This is a genomic window from Micromonospora sp. RTGN7, assembly GCF_033804645.1.
GTDB lineage: Bacteria > Actinomycetota > Actinomycetes > Mycobacteriales > Micromonosporaceae > Micromonospora.
On record NZ_JAPZLF010000006.1, the window covers coordinates 278613 to 298657 of the forward strand.

At 67.1% G+C, this 20045-nt stretch carries 19 protein-coding genes, 3 tRNA genes and 2 pseudogenes; 2 read left to right on the forward strand and 22 right to left on the reverse strand.

Going from position 1 to position 20045, the window contains the following annotated elements; genetic code table 11:
• Positions 1-128: 128 nt before the first annotated feature.
• The 11 genes from nusG to SNR22_RS11770 form a co-directional block, all read right to left on the reverse strand.
• Positions 129-851 (reverse strand): transcription termination/antitermination protein NusG, encoded by a 723-nt coding sequence (nusG, locus tag SNR22_RS11720; protein ID WP_320066542.1) that lies wholly within the window; start codon positions 849-851, stop codon positions 129-131.
• Between the two features lie 39 nt (positions 852-890).
• A complete protein-coding gene (gene secE / locus SNR22_RS11725) occupies positions 891-1280 on the reverse strand; it encodes a preprotein translocase subunit SecE (protein WP_320066543.1) in 390 nt (129 codons plus the stop codon).
• Positions 1281-1491: 211 nt separating this feature from the next.
• Positions 1492-1564 (reverse strand) — tRNA-Trp (locus tag SNR22_RS11730).
• A gap of 127 nt (positions 1565-1691) precedes the next feature.
• Positions 1692-2084, reverse strand: coding sequence for a MaoC family dehydratase (locus SNR22_RS11735; RefSeq protein WP_320066544.1), 393 nt, complete (start codon positions 2082-2084; stop codon positions 1692-1694).
• Between the two features lie 3 nt (positions 2085-2087).
• The gene (locus SNR22_RS11740; RefSeq protein ID WP_320066545.1) at positions 2088-2534 is read right to left on the reverse strand and encodes a MaoC family dehydratase N-terminal domain-containing protein; all 447 of its coding nucleotides are present in this window, start codon (positions 2532-2534) and stop codon (positions 2088-2090) included.
• 120 nt (positions 2535-2654) lie between these two features.
• Positions 2655-2822, reverse strand: a complete 168-nt coding sequence (gene rpmG, locus SNR22_RS11745) for a 50S ribosomal protein L33 (RefSeq protein ID WP_092378713.1) — start codon at positions 2820-2822, stop codon at positions 2655-2657.
• A gap of 139 nt (positions 2823-2961) precedes the next feature.
• A tRNA-Met gene (locus SNR22_RS11750) sits at positions 2962-3034 on the reverse strand.
• Positions 3035-3059: 25 nt separating this feature from the next.
• A tRNA-Thr gene (locus tag SNR22_RS11755) sits at positions 3060-3132 on the reverse strand.
• 103 nt (positions 3133-3235) lie between these two features.
• Complete coding sequence (locus tag SNR22_RS11760) at positions 3236-5788, reverse strand: bifunctional diguanylate cyclase/phosphodiesterase (RefSeq protein ID WP_320066546.1); 2553 nt, start codon at positions 5786-5788, stop codon at positions 3236-3238.
• Between the two features lie 106 nt (positions 5789-5894).
• Entirely contained in the window at positions 5895-6035 is a 141-nt protein-coding gene (locus SNR22_RS11765; RefSeq protein WP_320066547.1) for a hypothetical protein, read from the reverse strand.
• 436 nt (positions 6036-6471) lie between these two features.
• Positions 6472-6963 (reverse strand): GNAT family N-acetyltransferase, encoded by a 492-nt coding sequence (locus tag SNR22_RS11770; RefSeq protein WP_320066548.1) that lies wholly within the window; start codon positions 6961-6963, stop codon positions 6472-6474.
• 103 nt (positions 6964-7066) lie between these two features.
• On the opposite strand from SNR22_RS11770, the gene SNR22_RS11775 reads away from it, so the two are divergent.
• Complete coding sequence (locus SNR22_RS11775; RefSeq protein ID WP_320066549.1) at positions 7067-7897, forward strand: M55 family metallopeptidase; 831 nt, start codon at positions 7067-7069, stop codon at positions 7895-7897.
• 443 nt (positions 7898-8340) lie between these two features.
• Here the strand turns inward: SNR22_RS11775 and SNR22_RS11780 are convergent, their stop codons facing one another.
• The 4 genes and pseudogenes from SNR22_RS11780 to SNR22_RS11795 all read right to left on the reverse strand — a co-directional run bounded on the left by SNR22_RS11780 (position 8341) and on the right by SNR22_RS11795 (position 10663).
• Positions 8341-8700: a hypothetical protein gene (locus tag SNR22_RS11780; RefSeq protein ID WP_320066550.1), complete on the reverse strand. Its 360-nt coding sequence runs from the start codon at positions 8698-8700 to the stop codon at positions 8341-8343.
• Between the two features lie 490 nt (positions 8701-9190).
• Positions 9191-9910 (reverse strand): DUF6518 family protein, encoded by a 720-nt coding sequence (locus tag SNR22_RS11790; RefSeq protein ID WP_320066551.1) that lies wholly within the window; start codon positions 9908-9910, stop codon positions 9191-9193.
• Between the two features lie 57 nt (positions 9911-9967).
• A pseudogene (locus tag SNR22_RS29370) lies at positions 9968-10189 on the reverse strand (GNAT family N-acetyltransferase); the annotation flags it as partial.
• Positions 10190-10411: 222 nt separating this feature from the next.
• A complete protein-coding gene (locus SNR22_RS11795; protein ID WP_320066552.1) occupies positions 10412-10663 on the reverse strand; it encodes a hypothetical protein in 252 nt (83 codons plus the stop codon).
• Between the two features lie 1111 nt (positions 10664-11774).
• Here SNR22_RS11795 and SNR22_RS11800 point away from each other — a divergent pair.
• Positions 11775-13091, forward strand: coding sequence for an integrase (locus tag SNR22_RS11800; protein ID WP_320066553.1), 1317 nt, complete (start codon positions 11775-11777; stop codon positions 13089-13091).
• 24 nt (positions 13092-13115) lie between these two features.
• Here SNR22_RS11800 and SNR22_RS11805 read toward each other — a convergent pair whose 3' ends face one another.
• From SNR22_RS11805 to SNR22_RS11835, 7 genes and pseudogenes are all read right to left on the reverse strand, one after another.
• Complete coding sequence (locus SNR22_RS11805; RefSeq protein WP_320066554.1) at positions 13116-13388, reverse strand: hypothetical protein; 273 nt, start codon at positions 13386-13388, stop codon at positions 13116-13118.
• Positions 13389-13946: 558 nt separating this feature from the next.
• Positions 13947-16562, reverse strand: coding sequence for a MinD/ParA family protein (locus tag SNR22_RS11810; protein ID WP_320066555.1), 2616 nt, complete (start codon positions 16560-16562; stop codon positions 13947-13949).
• 525 nt (positions 16563-17087) lie between these two features.
• On the reverse strand, positions 17088-18524 hold the full coding sequence (locus SNR22_RS11815; protein ID WP_320066556.1) for a site-specific integrase: 1437 nt from the start codon (positions 18522-18524) through the stop codon (positions 17088-17090).
• Positions 18521-18706 (reverse strand): helix-turn-helix transcriptional regulator, encoded by a 186-nt coding sequence (locus SNR22_RS11820; RefSeq protein ID WP_030329852.1) that lies wholly within the window; start codon positions 18704-18706, stop codon positions 18521-18523. Before SNR22_RS11820 ends, SNR22_RS11815 begins: the two co-directional genes overlap by 4 nt.
• Positions 18703-19626, reverse strand: a complete 924-nt coding sequence (locus SNR22_RS11825) for a replication initiator (RefSeq protein WP_413775619.1) — start codon at positions 19624-19626, stop codon at positions 18703-18705. Before SNR22_RS11825 ends, SNR22_RS11820 begins: the two co-directional genes overlap by 4 nt.
• A 74-nt stretch (positions 19627-19700) precedes the next feature.
• Positions 19701-19853, reverse strand: a pseudogene (locus tag SNR22_RS11830) (hypothetical protein); the annotation flags it as partial.
• Positions 19850-20041 carry a hypothetical protein gene (locus tag SNR22_RS11835; protein ID WP_320066557.1) on the reverse strand — a complete coding sequence of 64 codons (192 nt, stop codon included), beginning with the start codon at positions 20039-20041 and terminating at the stop codon, positions 19850-19852. The pseudogene SNR22_RS11830 and the gene SNR22_RS11835, both read right to left, overlap by 4 nt.
• Between the last annotated feature and the right edge of the window lie 4 nt (positions 20042-20045).

A 20045-nucleotide genomic window follows, 5' to 3' on the forward strand; every position in this document is an offset into this window, starting at 1 on the left:
AGCGCGATACGACAGCCGACGTTCTAGGGTAGCGCAACGCCGTACCGCCCCCTACGCCGAGGTCGACGGAGGGGGCGGAAACGGAAAACGCCGGCGGTGGGCAGTGCCCGCCGCCGGCGACCGGAACGTCAGATCTTGGTGACCTGGTTGAAGTTCAGCTCGACCGGGGTCTCCCGGCCGAAGATCGACACCAGCACCTTGAGCTTCTGCTGGTCGGGGTTGATCTCGCTGATCGTCGCCGGCAGCGAGGCGAACGCGCCGTCGGTGACGGTGACCGAGTCACCGACCTCGAAGTCCAGGACCCTGATCTCGGGCTTGGACTTCTTCTGCTCGGTCTCGAGCGCCGGAGCCAGCCACTTGAGCACCTCGTCGAGGCTCAGCGGCGCCGGACGGTCGGCCCGGTCGGTCGCCCCCACGAAGCCGGTGACCCCGGGGGTGTTCCGCACGCAGGAGTACGACTCGGCGGTCAGCTCCATCCGGACCAGGATGTAACCCGGGAAGACCTTGGCCTGGATCTGGGACCGCTTGCCGTTCTTGACCTCGATCTCTTCCCGGGTCGGCACCTCGACCTGGTAGATGTACTCCTCCATGTCGAGGGACGTGATCCGGGTCTCGAGGTTGGTCTTGACCTTGTTCTCGTAACCGGCGTACGAGTGCACCACGTACCAGTCGCCCGGCGCGTAGCGCAGCTTCTGGCGCAGCTCCGCGACCGGGTCGTACTCCTCCTCCGGGGCGGGCTCGCTGGCGGGAAAGTCCGGCTCGCTGGCGGCCTCGACCGACTCCTCGTTGGCCGCCGTCGCCACCGCGGACTTCTCGTCCGTGGTCTCGGCGGTCTCGTCGTACTCAGGCACGCTCGCTCACTTCCGTCACTATCGGCTTGAGTCAGCCGGTCAGCTGGGGTTGCCGAAGACCCACAGCACGCCCTTCGCGAAGGCGTAGTCCAAGCCGGCCACGATCGTCAGCATCACCGCGACGAAGGTGACCACCACGGCGGTGTAGGTCAGCAGCTCCTTGCGGGTAGGCCAGATGACCTTACGCAGCTCGGCCACGACCTCGCGGAAGAACCGCGTGATGCGGGTGAACAACCCCACCCGGTCGGTGTCCTTGCGGGTCTTGCGCTCGTCGGCCGACTCAGCCCGGGCGCGTGCCCGGGTGGCCGTGCCACCGCGGGAGACCGGCTCGTCCGCGTCGGTGGCGTCGTCGGCGGCAACGTCGTCAACGACGTCGTCGTCAAGACGGTCGTCGCCGGCGTCCTCGCTGCGCGGCTTGTCTTCGGCCACTTCGCCCTCCGTCGCGGGAATCGGGTCACACGCCGGTGCGGCGTGCGCGGCGCTGGTCACGCCGGCCGGGCCAATCCGTCCCGCGACGGGCCGCGGCCGGCGGATCAACGGGCGGGCCCGATACCTCGGAACCACCCCGCCGATGCCACCACCACGGGCCGGACGCCGCCGGTTGGCGGCGCGACCCACGGGAACGGTCAGGCCTGAGGCGCAGGGGTGACAGGACTTGAACCTGCAGCCTGCGGTTTTGGAGACCGCTGCTCTGCCAATTGAGCTACACCCCTGTGCGGCAACGCTCCCCCGACCCGGCCATGACGCACCGGGCAAGGTCACTTGCCCCACGGCGGACCAGTGTACGGGTAGCGACGCCACTTTCCCAACCGGTCCATTCCCGTGCGTGGCGTAATCCCCTCAGCGGGGCGTCCGGATCACCGCCCGGGCCTGCGAGAGCACCTTCTCGCCCCGGCACGTCGCGGTGATGTCGATCCTGGTCAGGCCCTCCCCCGGGGTGTCCTTCACCTTGGCAGACACCTCGATCTCGGTGCCGGTGTCGTCGTCCGGGACGACCACCGGACGGGTGAACCGGACCCCGTAGTCGACCACCGCGTCGGGCGCGCCGGCCCACTCGGCCACGGCGCGGCCGACCAGAGCCATCGTGAACATCCCGTGCGCAATCACCCCGGGCAGGCCGACGCCGGTGGCGAACCGATCGCTCCAGTGGATCGGGTTGAGGTCGCCCGAGGCACCCGCGTAGCGGACCAGATCGGCCCGGGTGACCCGGAAGGTCTTGGTGGGCAGTTCCATCTGTCAGGCCTCCCCGCGTACGACGAGCTTGGACCAGACGGCGACCACCGGCTCGCCGGCGGCGGTGGTGACGTCGGTGCGGGTGGTCAGGAAGTCGTGCCCGCCCCGGCTGCTGATGTCCTCGATGGTGTTCACGCAGACCAGCTCGTCACCGGCCACCACGGGGCGGGTGTAGGCGAACCGCTGGTCGCCGTGGACCACCCGGCTGTAGTCGATGCCGATCGCCGGATCGTCGATGATCTGCTGGCTGGTGGCCATCGTGAGCACCACGGGGAAGGTCGGCGGGGCGACCACGTCAGCGTGGCCGAGCGTCCGGGCGGCCTCCGGGTCGTGGTGGGCCGGTTCGGTGGCGCCGATCGCCGTGGCGAACTCGCGGATTTTCTCTCGGCCCACCTGGTAGGGGGCGGTCGGCGGATAGATCCGGCCGACGAAGGACTGGTCCAAGGGCATGCCCGAGAACCTACACGGAAAGCACGAAAGCCGAACCGGGGCGGATGAGCGGCGTGAGCCGCGCATCCGTTTCCGGATCGGCTTTCAGGTGTCGTGCGACCGGCTCACGCCGGCGGTGAATCAGCGGGTCTCGCGGTGGGCCGTGTGCCGGCCGTCCCGGGGGCAGAACTTCTTCAGCTCGATGCGGTCCGGGTCGTTACGACGGTTCTTGCGCGTAATGTAGTTGCGCTCCTTGCACTCCACACACGCCAAAGTGATCTTCGGCCGGACATCGGTAGCCTTCGCCACGGCGGAGTGCCTTCCTCGCTAACGGTCAACTAACAACAACGCCCAGCCTACGTGCTGGGAACGCAGACATGCAAAGTGGGCGCCCAAGGCGCCCGTCCCACCCCGACCGCCGGAAGAGAGAAAGCCCGGAGGAGGAGAGTAGCGGTGGCCGGACTTGAACCGGCGACACAGCGATTATGAGCCGCTTGCTCTACCATCTGAGCTACACCGCCGTGGCGGGTCCAGCCGGACCCTTTGAGCCCCCTTACGGAATCGAACCGTAGACCTTCTCCTTACCATGGAGACGCTCTGCCGACTGAGCTAAGGGGGCCTGCGCGATCACCAGGTGGCCGCGCAGAGGTAAGAATACACGGCCCGGTCCCCGAGGTGAAATCGGATCCCCCCGTCGTTGTGTCCCCCCGCGTCCGCCCAGTTCAGCGAGGATTACCGGCGACGTCGGGGACGACTCGCAGCCGGCGGGCGTCCGGGCTGACGGGCACCTCGGACTCCAACTGGGCCCCGAACCAGGCCTCGAGCCGCTCGTACGGCAGCGGACGGCTGAACAGGAATCCCTGGCCGATCTCGCAGCCGATGTCCTGGAGCAGCTCCAGGGTCAGCTCGCTCTCCACGCCCTCGGCCACCACCGCCAGGCCGAACTGCTGGGAGAGGGTCACCACGGCGTTGACGATGGCCAGGTCGCCCGGGTCGGTCGCCATGCCCTGCACGAACGACCGGTCGACCTTGACCTCCTGCACCGGCAGCCGGCGCAGGTACGCCAGTGACGAGGAGCCGGTGCCGAAGTCGTCCACCGACAGCCGCACGCCCAGGTCCCGCAGCCGCCGCAGGGTCGGGATGGGGCGGTCGGTGCCGTCCAGCACCCCGGCCTCGCGGATCTCGAAGGTGAGCCGCTGCGGGGGTACGTCGTACTCGGCAAGCAGCTCGCGCACCTGGTCGGGGAAGTGCCGGTCGGTGAGCGTACGGGCAGAGAGGTTGACCGCGACGGCGAGCGGCTGCGCGGCGTGCCCCCAGTCCCGGCTACGCCGCAGCCCCTCCCGCAGCACGATCTCGGTGAGCCGGCCGAGTTGGCCGGTGTGCTCGGCCACCGCGACGAAGTCCTCCGGGGCGACCTCGCCGTGCGCGGGGTGTTCCCAGCGGGCCAGGCACTCCACCCCGACCAACCGGCGGTCCCGCAGCGTCACCTTGGGTTGGTAGTAGACCTCCAGATCGCCGTCGTCGAGGGCCTTGCGCAGGTCGCTGGCGAGGCCGAGCCGGCGCAGCGACCGGGACTCCAGGGCCGGATTGAACAACTGGATGCTGCCGGGCATGGACTTCGCCGCCGTCGCGGCCAGGTCGACCCGTTGCAGCAGGGTCGCCGCGTCGCTGCCGTGGTCCGGGTGCACGGCCACCCCGACAGCGGTGTCCACGTCGAGGGTGAACGCCTCGAAGACCATCTCGGCGCGGATCTCCTCGCGCAGCCGCGCGGCCAACTGCAGCGCCGCCTCGGCGTTCTCCAGCCGCAGCGTCACCAGGAACTCGTCACCGCCGGCCCGGCCGACCAACGCCGAGGACGGCGCGGAGGCCCGCAGCCGGTCGGCAACCTCGGCGAGGACCTGGTCCCCGGCGGCATGGCCGAGCGACTCGTTTACCTGGCGCAGCCCGTCGACGTCGAAGAGCAGCACGGCGACCACCTCGCCGGGGGCCCGGATCTTCACGGCCTCGTCGAGCGCGCCGCTGATCCGCCGCCGGTTGGGCAGCGTGGTCAGCGTGTCGTGGTACGCGTCGTGCCGCAGCCGGTCGACCAGCCGGGAATTCTCCAGGGCCACCGCCGCGTGCGCGGCCACCGTCTCGATCACCGGCACGTCCGCTGTGGTGAAGTGGCCGACGTCGCTGAGCCGGTTGACCACCTCCAGGGTGCCGATCACCGCCTCACCCGACCGCAGCGGCACGATGATCGCGTCCTTGGCCGGAGCGGCGCGGAGCATCGCCAACTGGTCCCGGTCGCCGCCGAGCCGGGCACCGAGCGCGACGGTCTGTCGCTGCCGCACCACACGCTCCCGGACCGCCGCCGGAATCTTGGAGAAGTCGAGCAGGCCCCGACCGTCGACCCGGGAGGTCAGCAGCACCTCGGGGTGCCGGCCCTGGGCGGGAAGCCACAGGGTGGCGTACTCGGCCTGCATGAGGGCGCGGACCCGGCCGAGCAGCGCGTCCGGCAGGGTGCCGTCCTGGCCGCTGCGGGTCATGGCCTGGGTCAGCTCGTAAATGTCGGCGAGGGTGCGGTGCTGGCGGAGAAAATGGGCGTACGACCGGTAGACCACCGCCGCCGTCAGCGCAAGCGCCCCGAGCACCAGCAGCGACCAGTAGGTGGTGTTCAGCGCGAGCAGGATGATCAGGCCGATGGCGACGTTCACCCCCGCCGCCAACAGCGGGACGGTGGAGGTCCGGAAGACCTCCAGACCGGCCTGCCAACCCTGAAGCAGGGTTATCACGCCGACCACGGCGGCGAGGGTGACCAGGGTGATGGTGCTGACCCCCGCGAAGAGGATGCCCCAGGTTCCCGGCCCCACGCCTCCGACCGGGGGGAGCGCCAGCAGCACCAGGCCGGCCAGCGAGGTCGCCGCGGCGGACCGGGCGACGTTGAAGGTGAACTTGGCCGGGCCGAGCCGCCGCCGCAGCTGGGCGATCAGGGCGGCCAGCGTGGCCACCAGCACCAGAGTCAGGGGCGGCAGGTAGAAAAGCGCCAGGACCAGCGGAATCTCGGTGATCGTGGCGGAGAGCGTCTGCCGCCGGACGACGAAGCTCAGGACCGGCAGGTGGGCGGCGACCAGGGCGGTGAGTAGCAGCAGGCCCAGGCCCCACTCGCCGTACGGCTGCTGCGAGACCAGCGCGATCAGCAGGCAGCAGATGACCGCCAGGAACGCCAGCGGCCCGGTGATCAGCCAGGCCAGGTCAGTTCCGTATCGTCGCGCGACTGCCGAACGGCTCGTCATCCTGCTCCCTTGTTCTCACCGAGAGTGAAATCCGCGCCGCCGCCCGGTCGCTACCGCCGCCGCCCGGGGGCCGGGCGACGGCGGTGTCACACGAACCGAGAAGAACCTAGTTCCACTCGAACTCGAGACTCGCCACCTCGCCGGAGGCCGGGGCACCGGCGAGGGAGGCGACCGAGCCGAGACCGACGGCGAGCGCGAAGAGCATGAGGGTCATGCCGAGCAGCCGACCCAGCTTTTGAGTGGGCATGTGTGGGGCTCCTGTCACGAAATGGGCAGCACGGGGGGGGTGAAGATTCCATGATGGTGCCACACCCGTTGAGGGCAACAAAGCCCTTGGTGGTATGGCTCCGCCTGGACGGTAACAAGTCCAACCGATCGGCAGGATGCCCTGCCTGGCGGGGTGATACCCCCGCGTTCCCCTGCTCCACGCCCGGCTTCATTTGGCGAACACTCGGACCTAGTGCGCCAATCACGGAAACTCATTGAGTGGCTCTAATGCCACATGGCACTCCGCTCCCGGACAGCACACCACAGTAGAGCGAATATCGAAAGGGACGATCGTCTCGAAAGATGTCCGGCCGTACCCGTCGTGGCCCAAGCCATGCCGGCCCCACCCGGCGGCGCCGGCACGGGGCCAGCCCGGACCGGGCGCGACACACCCCCCGACGCGGCAACAAGACGGATCACGGGTGCCCGGCGCGCCCGGCCAGGGGGCGGTCGAGCGCGTACCTGACCTGGCACGCGCCGAACTCGTCGAACCGGTCGACCCGGGTCATGCCCAGCGCTTCGAGCAGACGCACCGACCGACCGTTCGCCTCCTGGGTTACCGCGATCAGCCGGGCGTCGTCCGGGAACGACTCGAAGGCCACGCCGACGATCGCCCCGCACGCCTCCCGGGCGTACCCCCGCCCCCAATGCCCAGGGAGAAAGGCATACGACAGTTCGAGCTCGCCCGTCCGGTACCGGCCGAGGTGACACCAACCGACGACCTCGCCGGAGTGCAGCTCCGCCATGAACCCGCCGACCCCACCGGCGGACCGCCGCGCGGCGACCGCCTCCTCCGACAGCGGACCGCCGAGGTGACGTCGCACCACCGGGTCACGCCACATCCGTTCGAGGATCGTCAGGTCACCGGTCCCGGCCTCCCGCAGCACGAGCCGCTCCGTGGCAACCATCGACTCATCCTTCCTCCCGCGTCCTTGCTCGTCCGCACTTCCCGGTCCACCCACGTCCGCCGCGGGGCCGGTGCGCGACGGCGGATCACGGTACGGTGCGGGGATGCCGAAGGTGTTGATCTCAGTCGACATGGAGGGCGTCTCCGGCATCGTCCACTCCGTGGAGACCAACCCCGACCGGTACGACTACGAGCGCGGACGGGCCCTGATGACCGGCGACGTCAACGCCGTCGTCGCCGGGGTGCTGGAGGCGGAACCGTCGGCCGACATCGTGGTGGTGGACGCCCACGGCCCCTTCCGCAACGTGCTGCTGGAGGAGCTCGACCAGCGGGTACGGCTGATCCGCGGCCGGCCACGGCCAGGCGGGATGCTGGCGGGCCTCGGCAACGACGTGGACGCCGTGTTGTTCGTCGGCTACCACGCCCGGGCCGGCACCGGCCCCGCCGTACTCGCCCACACCATCAGCGGCGACGCCCTCGGCGTACGGCTCAACGGCCGCGAAGTCGGCGAGATCGGCCTCAACGCCGCCCTGGCCGGGCAGCACGGCGCCCCGGTCGTGCTGCTCAGCGGCGACGACGCCGCCTGCGCCGAACTGCGTGAGCTGGTGCCCGAGGCGTCGACCGTCGCGGTCAAGCGGGCGCTGGGCCAACTCGCCGCCGAGGTGACGCACCCGGCGATCGCGCGGGACCGGCTCCACCAAGGGGCGGCCCACGCGATCGCGAGGCGGGCGCAGGTGCCACCCCTGTTGATCGGCGGCCCGGTGGCGCTGGAGGTGGACCTGTACAACCCCGTCGCCGTCGACATGGCGACCCTGATACCGGGCGTCGAGCGCGCCGCCGGCGCCAGGACGGTCACCTTCACCGCCCGGGACGTCGCCGAGGCGTACAACGTGGTCATGCTCCTTCTACACCTCGCCCAGGTCAAGAACGGCTGACCAGGGACGGCCCGGAGACCGCCGGCCGACCGGCTCACCGAAGTCGCTATCGCCAGTGTTAACTGTCTCGCTTGGTTCGATCAGCACGACGTCGGCTCCCTCGACAGACACGGGTTGGTGCGGCACTCCGCGCGGCACTACGTACATCTACCCGGGGCCGAGCGTGACATCGCCGGCGTCCATCCGAATGGTCAGTGATCCGCGCAGGACGAGGAAGAATTCGTCAGTGTCTGCCAACTGCGAGCTGTGGAAATCAAGGGCGGCATGCGAACGGGCCGCGCGGGCCAGCTGGCGACCTTCGGCCCATCCGCTCGCGAGCTGGATAAGCCAGCGACGGCGGGAACTCCCATGTAGCTAATGGCACTTCGGTCAGAGCCTCGCTACCCGGTGGCAGGCCGGTAGCGGCGCGGCAGCGATCGCCCCGCCCTCGGCGACGGCCAGTGCTACTCCTCCGCCGGCAAGTCGTGAAACCACCGCCGGGACGATGCGGGCACCAGCAACAGGCCAACGATGACTGACGCAACAACGATCTCCAGCAGACCTAACGCATCAGCCTTGGCGATCATGACGACGCCGTACACAGCGCTGACGGTCGAGAAAACGGTTGTCCAAAACCGGGCTCGCCCGCTACCACGCCACAGGCCGTAAGCCAACGCCAGGAGAAGAAGTACCTGTATCAACCCGGTGACCATAAATGGACCACTCGTAAACATCGCCGTCGCCGGGAACACGGTCGCCACGAGCAAAGTCACCGAGGCTACGGCGACCGGCATAGGAACGCGTCGCTGACTCTGCTCGATCATCGGCTCATGGTAGGCGTCGTTCGCCCGGTCCACTAGCTAGAACGGACGCCGCCGGAGTCTGGCTCCGAGAATGACGTGCAGTGGAGAGCCGGCAAGCCCGAACCGTGTGCAGGGTCGTGCCGCGGGCCAGACCGTATTCCTGCTGAAGCCGGGCCACACTCGGGATCGGCCGGTTGGGCAGCAGGTCCCCGCGTTCCCGCCATGTTCCCGTGGAGGCTCGTAGACGGCTAGACCACACTGGACTCGGCTAGATCAACGAGAACGGCCTCGCAGTCAGCATCTCTGCTGGTCACGGGGCCGTGCTCGCACCTGGTGGCGGGTGAAGGATTCGAACCTTCGAAGCTTTCGCGACGGAGTTACAGGGCGTCCGCGATCTTGGGTGGGACAACCCGGCTGAGCTGCTGCTTCTCCCGGCCAATCGGCCGTCGGGCGGCGAGCTGCCCACCATCTGCCCACGTACGGAACTCTGCCCCGACCGCCGATCGCGCCGCTACAGCGTCATCCGGACCGACTCGACGAGATGCCAACTCGCGGCGCTCGCCGCCGTCGACACCGTGGCGGTCATCAGGAAGAGCCACAGCGAGAGCGGCAGCCGGCGAAGCCGTAACGCAAAGCACGCAACTACTGCTGCAAGGAGGAGTTGCACTGCCGCCGCCCCAAGCCTGGCCCAGACGAAGGAGTCCACAGGCCCGACCCAGATGATGACGACGTAAAAGATGGCATAGGCAGCCTCCCCGGCGAGCAGCCCGAACGCGACGCCAAGGGCAATGCTGGCGTCACGGACTGCGCCTACCCGGACGACGTGCGCGAGGCAGCCCAGGATCAGTCCGCCGAACAACGCACCGGCCAGCCAGAAGACCGACGCACGCGTAACGGAATAGAGCCCGTCGGGTGGCAGCGCCGGCCCCGAATCGCTGAGCCACTGCCGACTCAGCGAGGCAACGAGGCCGTAGTAGGTCAGGGTCGCCAGGGCGAGTGTGCCGACCCCAGCGACGAAAGCTGATCTCAAGGTCGGGGCGTAGTAGCTCACGGCGAGGGCCACCACACCCCAGGCGAATCCCGAGCTGAAGGCTGGCACGAGGAACCTGCCCACGGCTTCCGGCACGAGGTCGGCAGTGAACGCCGCCATCCCCAGGGCGACTCCCGCAAAAACCGGGGGAAGCACTTCACGCCGCGCCCACCGTCCACCGAGGGCTTTCAACTCCGTCACCTGGCCACCGCCGAACAATCGAGGTTCACTGAACGCGTCAACCCGAACCATGCCGAGGGCTTCCAGGAGGCGAACCGATCGAAGGTTCGCCTCCTGGGTGACGGCGATCAGACGGACGTCGTCCGAGATCCGGTCGAAGGCCAGACCGATGGCGGCCGCGCACGCTTCCCGGGCGTACCCGCGTCCCCACCACTCGGGCAGGAAGACGTACGACAGCTCAAGGTCCCCCGTCCGGTACCGGCCGAGGTGGCACCAGCCAACGGCCTCTCCGGAACTCAGGCGCCACCATCAGCCCGCCCGTGTAGTCACTCACCCGCCGTTCGGCCACCACCTCGTCAGACACCGGGCCGCCGAAGTAACGCTGCATCACCGGGTCCCGCCACATCCGCTCAAGCACCGGCAGGTCGGACAATCGGACCCCCCGCAGTACGAGACATTCCGTTCTAACCAGCGCCTCACCCGACTCGGCGCTCATCGGCTCATCCTCCACCAGTCCCCCGCTCATCCGAGGGCGTCGCCGATCTTGTCGTTCATGATGTCGTCTCCCCCGTGGATGCAGTTGGCGTCGACGCGGAGGAGGACGGCGACGCCGTGGCCCAGGCGCCGGGCGACCTCGGTCGGCGGGACACCGGCATTCAGCCAGAGCGAGGCCGCCGCGTGCCGCAGGTCGTAGGGACAGCGGATGAGCGGCGAGGCGACCTGAGATTCGGTCAGCGCCTTCTCGCGGGCGAGCTTCCACCACCGGTCGTACACCGACTCGGAGAGCGGCTCGCCGCCGGGGGATGGCAGCTGTCATCCCCCAGCACATCCGTTCAGTCGCCTGCCGGCGCTACGAACATCTTGACCGATCCGCACGTCTCGGATGCGTTCTTGAACTGCTCGCCGTCGATGACGTACAGGAGCTTCCCCCACCTCATTTCGGGAGAGGGAGAGGGAGAGGTGCTGCTTATCGAAGATGGGATCGCCTCGATACGTTGTACACAGGCATACAGCTGGGCTGGGGCCTTGACGCTAAAGATCCGACTCCACGACCTCCGGCATGCATCGATCGGAGCCTCGCCAACCAGGCGATGCAGTTTAGTGTCCAACTCGGGGTCCACAGCCGGAATTGAACTTATTCCGCCCTGTTCCTCACATTTTTTCAGGTCTCCTGGAGAAGGTGAGCGGCCAGGCCATTTCTTGCTTGGAGTTACTTCCAAGGCAACCAAGGGACGCGGACCAAGACCGTCTACGGCTACTCGGTCCTCGTCGGTCGGGACGAGGACGTCAAACCAGGACAATGCCGGTCGTTTCGGTGCCGTACCATCCACGAAAGGTGCTGGAGAATGTGTTAGGGAGCGGGCAGCCAGGCAAGCAGCCACGTCTTCCTGCCGCTTGACGTACTCAATTACTTCCAAGGCCTGCCTGGCCCGAGGTGAACCCCATGTCAGGTCGTACAGGTCCTGCAACTGAGCCTGCACTGCATCCTCGGAGCGTTCGACACCGAAATCGGAACCGCCCTGGACATTGCCGCATGCAGTTAGGGCAGCGACCGAAAGAACGCCAATCGCTGCCTTCCCGATACTCAATCGGAGCACGAACGAGGGTCTCCTTCCAAGTTGGAGGTGAGAGCAGCCGCGGCTTCTCGCCTCACCCAGCTGATGCACGAAATACCGGTTCCACTCGACCAATCGATGGCACGGTGCTCGTGTCGGTGCCTGAATAGTCGCTGCACGTTCCCCTCGTGTTAGAGCTTCTGACGCTCGGCACGAAGCAGCCGCGCCACGTGCTGTACGAGTTCCCTGGGCACGTCGAGCCTGGCAGAATAGGCGATCACGTGGAGCCCTCTCGAAGACTGGATTCCGTCGCAAGGACCTGTCTATCGATGACTCCGCGTTGGAAGGTGGCCGGTCGCGCGTTCCGCGACACGTTCGCCACCCGCGCCCTGGCCGAGAGCCTCCGGTCGAAGCTGGTTGTAGCCCAGCGGGAAGGCGTCGCGTTCGATGAGGCCAGCGGCCTGCCCGAGCCGATGGCACGAGCGCTCAATACCAGGTCGTGGTACGAGCACTCCGTGGCGTACGTCGACATGAAGTGGCCGCGCGCGTCGGGCAAGCACCGAAAGGGGATCGCCGAGACGCTGGCCACCGTCACACCCGCTCTGCTGGCGACGGATCGGGGCATACCCAGCGACAAGGCGCTACGCGCTGCGCTCTACGGGTGGGTGTTCAACAAGACTCGCCGCGACGCCGGCGAGCCGCCCGCCGACCTCGCCGCCGCCATACGTTGGCTGAAGGCCAACACCGTCGACCTGGCGGCGCTCGCCGACGCCGCGTTGGTGCGGAAGGCACTCGACATGCTTGCCCTGCGAATGGACGGCGCTCCGGCGTCACCCAGCACGATCGCCCGCAAGCGCGCTGTCTTCTCCGGTGCCCTCAAATACGCCGTCGAGTTGCGGCTACTCGACACGCACCCAATGTCCCTGGTGAGCTGGACCGCGCCGAAGACTGCCGATGAGGTGGACCGCCGGGCGGTGGTCAACGCCGATCAGGCGCGTGCGCTACTCGCCGAAGTGGGACGCGCCGTGCCCGAGTTGGAGGCGTTCTTCGGGTGCATGTACTACGCCGCGTTGCGGCCCGAGGAAGTGCTCCACCTGCGCGAAGACGAGTACGAACGGCCTGCCCGGCACGGCGGGTGGGGCGTGCTGCACCTGACCGGCTCGACGGTGGCGGTAGGCCGGGATTGGGGCGACGGGAACGACACCACCGAAGAACGCGGGCTGAAACACCGGGCGAAGACCGCGACGCGAGACGTGCCGGTGCCACCGCCGCTCGTGCGGCTACTCGATCACCACATCAAGGAGTACCCGCCGGCATCAAACGGGAAGCTGTTCGTCACCCGGCGCGGCCCCGGTGGCCGATACGTGCCCACCGCCGGCCAAACCGATTCCGAACAACACCTACGGGAAGGCATGGCGGGACGCGCGGGCAAAGGTGCTCACGCCCGCTCAACAGCGCTCACCGCTGGCCCGGCGTCCGTACGACCTACGGCACGCGGCCGTGTCGCTCTGGCTCAATGCCGGGGTGCCAGCTACCCAGATCGCCGAGTGGGCCGGGCACAGCGTGCACGTGCTCATACGGGTCTACGCGAAGTGCGTCTACGGGCAGGAAGAGGCTGCTCGGAAGCGCATCGAAGCAGCGCTTAGTGGCGACTACACGTAGTACGCGTATCAGGTACCAACGGCGACCTTGAGTTCGCGCTGCATGGCAACCGTGATACCTCCCAAGCGCTTTATCGCCCCACTGTCATCGATCCCGCTTCTCTCGGAGAGGCCCTCCCACAGATCGGCGACGAGGCGCAGCGTCTCGGCCGCGAGATGCGGGTCTGTCAGAACAGCAATTTCTCCATGCAAGGCACCGAGGCGCTCCAGAGCTTCCTCCGCCGCTTGGAGCTTGCTCTTCCCTTCCTCACTGTTCCGATCAGAGAGGTGACGAACATTCATAACCTTGGCGTACGCACCATGACATTCTCCCAGAAACCTCCCATAGAGTCCCTGCTTGACAGATAGCAACTCTCGCCTGTGCTGAGACTCCAACTCAAGCTTAAGGACACGCAACTGCACCTCTTGTGCTTGGACTTGGCCACGGGCCGCTGCCCTTCCGCTCACGACTCCCGCTAGCGCCCCCACTGCCGCTCCAACTACCGCCCCGACCGGTGCCAGCCATTCCCACGCCACGGGGTCATGGTCGAGCATGGAAGCAAACGACGGACAGTCGGCGACACGTATGCGACACAACCAGCGAGATCGAGCGGGTTGGAGCGGGACCGAGCGAGACTCACGAAAGAGGCCCTTGACCGGCTTTCACGCTGATCAAGGGCCTCTTTGTGCACCTGGTGGCGGGTGAAGGATTCGAACCTTCGAAGCTTTCGCGACGGATTTACAGGGCGTCCATCTTGCGGGCCGCGGCTGCACCAGTACCTGCGCATACGTGGCGTCCTCGTCGGCAGACCACCAACCCTGCCCACAGTTTGCCCACAGCTGCAGGCGGTCTGGCTTGGCTCACGCTTGGCCTCGACGGCTCATCCCCAAGGCATGCCGGTAGAGGTCGGGCACCCGAAACCGGCGGACTTCCTCCTGCGTGCCTTCATGCACCGCTATCAGACCAACCTCTAGCGCCAGTTCGAGCTGCTCAAGCGCCTTTGGATTTACGGCCTGAATGTCACTAGGTACAAGCGGGGTGCGACCGACCGCCTCCAAGGCATCGACCATTTCCTTCAGTTCGGGAAACTCCTCATGGAGCGCCCCTACGGCCTCAGCACTGACTCGCTCCAGGCTGGGAACGAGCGCACGTGGCCGTATCACGCTCTGGTCATAGGAGCCGCGCTCCCCCGTCTCCCACTCCACCGCCGTCGCGAACAGTTGGGAGAGAGTCCGAGGGCTGTGGTCCCCCTGGCCATCGGCAAGCCTATTCCATACCCAGTTGCGGGTAAACGTAGTCTTGGCACCCTTCATGCGCTCGCCAATCAAAACGTTCCATGCCTGGAATACCTGATCGGTCCGCCATGCGTCCACATCAGATCCGATGCCAATGTCAGCCAGGATTGCCTGAAATGCCCCACTCCGGACCGCCTGCTTCAGTACAGTCTTGAAGTAGTCCGCCTGGTCCCTCCACAGCAGCTGCACGTAGCGCCCGAACAGATGACTTTTATTCTCGAACTGCAATTGCTGCCAAATATCCAGACGCAGCAAAACCTTGAACGAGAGGTTTTCCAGACGCGTCTCAGCCTCGGTCAAAAATGTGAATAGACCGGCCACTGCTTCCGTTCTCCGATTGCGACTAGCCGCATCGTTCCCGAAACCAGTATCCAACCCGTCGAATAAGAGGAACCTCGGCGCCGACAGGCTTTTGTCTAGCTCTCGGAGCCATCGGGCCGCAAGCAAACCCGCCTGCGGGTCCTTCATCATCTCAATGACGATATCGACGACAAATAGTTCGTCGGTCTGTTCCGGCGAACTAAGCTCATGCAAATCAAGATTGAATCGCGGCGGTGGCGAAGTTTCAGGCCTCCTAGGCAGCGCCAAAAAGGTGGCTAGAGCGGTATAACAGGCCCAGAACCGCGACCAGCCCGCCCCTCGTGCACCTAATGCCTCGTCAACCGCAGCAAACCCTTCGAAACCGAGCACCCATGGGAACCTATTGCGGAATGTATGGGGACACATCGCTACAACAGGCGGGTCACCGCCGGGACGGTCTAGCAGCCATCGAAACACGGCTGTTTTGCCCGTCCCCTTGCGCCCAATCACGAGCGGATAGTGCGGATCTGACGCCTGTATAGCTACGCGGGTCTTAACAAAGTCATCGAGGAGGTTCTCGTGGACCTCTGCCTGCCCACGAGAAAAATTCAGCTCGCGAAGCGCGCCGCGCTTACCGCCCAGACGGATGACGCCTTGAGGCGCAGTTTGCGGCAGCAATTGTTCAAGCCAATCGGCGACCGGACCGTAGGCTTCGTCGATCGCCGAAGAAACCTCCATGAAATCTTTAAATGCCATGTCGGTCGAGTAGCTGACGCTGTGAGTTAGTTCGTCGGCCTGCAGGACACCAACATCCGAGGAACGCCGGTCAATAGCTTTAGCGAGCCAGCTGTCAATCCATGTAAGCGCACGCTCACGCACTCGGGCGGCAGAAGGGCCAGGCGGGACTGGTGACACGAGAAACCTAGGCTCCGGTGAAATTGTCCGCTCACCGTCCGAACGCCTCGTCTTGGCAGCCAAAAGCGACTGCACCAACAACTCTGTGCCCAGATGCGCCTGGGGGTGCGGGAAGAAACAGACGACAGCCAGGTCGGAGATATCGAAGAGCAGTGGCGCACTAATGGGCGATATCCCAGTGCGAGAGTCCACAAGGATAAGCTCCGGCTGAATGGAAGACGTGGATGCCAAGTCAAATAGCGCGTGCAACGGATTATTTTCCTCGACGTACCAGTTTTCTGGCTCCAACAGTCGCAGGCGTTGCGCATAGTCAACCCCAAGCCGACCGGAGGGGAGACAATAAAGTTCCTCAGCATCACTCACGCGCTGCACGTGATCCCTAATATCCACCTCATCCCCTCGCTCAATGGCCAGCAGCAGTGGGAGAACTCCCTGTTCGGGGCTGGGTTCACTGAGGCGCATCAGATGATGCAGTCCGGGCGCTTCGAAGTCCATGTCGATACAAAGCACGCGTCGGCCCCGGGACGCCAGTATTCGTGCGGCGGCAGCCAACGCGGTTGTCCGCCCCACGCCGCCGCGGAGGCTATAGAAGGTAACGACTACTGGAGGGGCGATGTCTTCGTCTAGATCGCTAGCAAAAAGAAGGGGCAGGGTCGATGATTGAGCTAGCGCGTCGGACCAAACCGGCAATGCGCCGTCAACCACCCGCGGCGGAGGGCCGTACCACTCCTCTTCCGCCGAGGTGAGCAGTTCCGCATCCTCTATCCGCCCTTCTAAGCCTACGAGGAGAAGGTTACGTCTCTCCACATCCGATAGACCAGTTAGGGCATCACTGACCAACCGAACCCGCCAGCCATTATCCATACCGCGTGCAACGTGAACACGCAGGTCAGTCACATCGCTGCGGAGCGCGTTCTCTTCCAGGGCGCGCTTCACGGCATCCGCATCAGACTGTTCCGGGTTCATGACTTCCTTCCGCTGTGCCGATACGGGCGAGCGTACCTAACCCGACGTGCCACGATGCCGGCCAGTTCGATCGCTCCCTTGAGCAAGTCTCGCGGCGCATGTGGCGAGTCCACTACGCAGGTATATCTGATGCCCGTGTTCCAGTAGTCAAGGAACGCGCGCTTGTGCCCTCCGATGTCCTCTCGGCGAAGACCAGCCGCGTCCCACAGCCCATGTAGATCATGTCCAGCTTGCCCGGATCGCGGGAATGGCCTGCCCAGCCGGTTAAGGAGATCCTTCAACTTGCACTCGATGACGTAGCCGGCCAGGTAGAGAGCCCCGCACAGGTGCCCCCCATCTGCTAGATGCTTCGCCTCGGTCGCGCGCATCCGCGCAGCATCCTCATACACGCCGATGACCCCTCTCCCCCGCCAAGCGCCCCCTAACGTAGGCGCTCAAACCGCTGCGCCCAAGTGCCTCGTCGGCCCGTCATCTCGTGGCGCATGCTCGGTTCCACGTGGCCGGTCACGACCTGCCCGCTCCAGCTCATCCGAGGGCGTCGCCGATCTTGTCGTTCATGGTGTCGTCTCCGCCGTCGATGCAGTTGGCGTAGACGCGGAGCAGGACGGCGACGCCGTGGCCCAGGCGGCGGGCGACCTCGGTCGGCGGGACGCCGGCGTTCAGCCAGAGTGACGCCGCCGCGTGACGCAGGTCGTAGGGCCGGCGCACGAGCAGCGAGGCGACTTGCGAATCCGTCAGCGCCTTCTCGCGGGCGAGCTTCCACCACCGGTCGTAGACCGACTCGGAAAGCGGCCCGCCGTGCAGGCCCCGGAAGAACCGACCGTCCGGGCCGACACCGTGATTCTCGACGTGCGCGCACAGCAGCTCGACGAGCCGGGGCGGGATCGGGACCGTCCGGGTTTCCTGCCGGCCCCGGTGCTTGAGGCCGCGCCGCTCGTGGGAGCCGCCATCGTCCGTCCAGTGCGAGCCGGCGCGCGGCGAGGTGCCGGCGAGCACCAGGCGGCCCCAGCGATGTTCGATCTTCTCGTGGCCGCAGGAGGCCGAGGGCTTGACCGTCGCCAGGTCGTCGAAGTCGGCCCCACAGGCGAGGCAGCGCCCGGGTAGGTCGCAGTCTTCGCGCCGCAGGTCGGCCGCTTCCGAAGGCCGCATGCCCGCGTAGTAGAGGCAGCCGAAGAACGCCGTCACCTTGTCGGCCCGTTTGCCGAGAGATTTCACCGCCTCCAGCAGCGTGGCGACCTGGGCCGGGTTCGCCACCACCCGCCGGTCGATGGACTGCGCGACTTCGGGGGCGGTCCACTGGACCCGGTCGACCGGGTTGGAGGCGATCAGCTCCAGCTCGACGGCGTACCCGAGCGCGTTGTAGAAGGTGGCCCGCTTGCGCTGGACGGTCGAGGCCGCCGCGGGCTTGCCGTCGAGGCGTACGCAGAGGCTGTCGAGGAGCCGGCGGATCATTGCGGGCGAGTCGAGCTCGACGACCGGGAGGGACGCGGTTTCCAGCCAGGCGAGCACCGCCGCGTGGTCGGCCGGGATCTCGTCGGACCAGCGGCGCGGGTTGAGGCCGTAGAGGTACAGCGCTTCGCGGAGCAGGGCGGCATCCGGTCGGCCGCGCTTCGTCGGCCGGGTCAGGGTCACCGTGATCGAGGTCAGCGCCTCGACGATCGACCGCCGGGTCTTGGCCGCCGCCCGGGGCCACTTCATCTCGACGTACGCGCGGCTGTGCGCGTACCAGGTGGTGGGGTTCTTGGTTCTGGCCTCGGAGACCGGGCGGCCGGTGGCCGGGTCGAAGGGCTCCCCCGCGTTGGCCGCTTGGACCAGCTCGGCGCGGAACGAGTGCGCCAGGGCCTTGGTACGGAACATGTCCTCGAAGCGCTGGTTGCTCACCGCCCAGCGGACCCGCCAGGGCCGTGCCTTCCGGTCAGCGCGCTTGCCGATCTCCCAGATCTGGACCTCGTAGCTCTTCACGCGGCGTCCTGCTCCAGGTCGCCGAGCCACCGGCCGAGCGCCGATCGGCGGACCCGCAGTTGCCCGTTCGGGAGCTTGATGACCCGTGGGCCCTTGCCGGTCTGTCGCCAGTAGAACCAGGTCGAGCGCGGTACGCGCAGCTCGGCGAGCACTTCCGGCACGGTCAACAGCTCCTCGTTCAACGTGATCCCTCGCCGTGGTGCTGTGCGCTGTGCTGAGTTGCCGAAAGATCTGGTGGCCCTTGGGCGGCCCGGTCCTTGGCGGCGAGGAGTTCGGATCGCCAGCGGGCGCGTTCGCTGATCGACCGCATGAGCCGGTGGGTCAGGGGTCCCACGTCGGGGTCGTCGGGTCGGGCGAGTTCCCAGGCGTGCCGGACCCGCTCAGCGGTGTTGGTCTGGTCGTCAACAGGCTGGGTGCCGTCGGTGGTCGTGCCGAGCAGTGCCCGGACCCAGGCGCGGGCGTCGTGCTTGTGGTCGGCGAGGGTCTTGCCGGACCAGTCGCGGGAGACGAGGATGCGCCGGCCGCCGATGCCGAGGGTGTCGCGCTGGTGGACCTTGCCCTTGCAGCGGCCCGGCTTGAGCTTCGCGTTGGCCTTCTTCGGCTGGACGCCGTAGAGCAGCCAGTTGGCGCACCGGTCGGTGCACGGGGTGACCCGCAGTTGGCGCCAGAGCCGGTCGAGGTGCTTGCGTTGCCGGTCGGTGGTCGCTTTGTGGCAGTCGCCGGTGTGCTTGGTGATGTACTTCGTGACGTACCGGATGGTCCGCTCGGCGTCTTCGGTGCCGGGCATGACGCCGCGCGCGTCGACCTGGGCACCGAAGCGGGCCACGTGCACCGGCTCGGCGTCCGGATCGTCGTCGATGGCGTCGAGGGCTTCGGTCCAGGTGGTCAGCGGGTGGCGGGTGTCCGGGTCGACCCACGCAGAGGCGTCTTCGTCCCACACCGGGGATCGGTCGGCGGTGTACCGCTGGACGTCGACCGCCGGCCACCACACCTGGTGATACGTTGCCGCCGCCACGGTGCGCAGCGTGTCGCGGGGGATGGTGCCCCGGATGGCGAAGACCTGGGCGGCGAGGGAGAGCAGCGCGAAGGCGACCAGGAGCACGCCGACCAGGCCGACGGGCGACCATCACGGCGGCGAGCGCGGATCTCTAGCCCGAGGTAGATCGCCATCAGCTCGACGGCCACGGCGTTGGCCCAGCCAATCCAGTCGGGTTGCCCGTGCGCCACGGTCAGGTCGTGGACATGGGTGAAGGCGGCGGCACCGGCCATGATTCCGATGGCGAGCAGGATCAGCACCCGGACGCCGGACTCGGCTCGGTGGCGGATCATTCGAAGTCGCCTTCCGGGATGCGGATGGTCACGGTGATGCGGATGCGCTGCCCGTCGAGGTCGTCGCGGCGGCGGACCATGTGCGCCAGGCCGTGCAGGGCGACGGCGAGCCGGTCCGGGGAGCCGTCCAGGTCGATGTTCAGCGGCTTGAGTCGGTGGGTGCCGAGGAAGAAGCGCTTGAGGGACATCGGG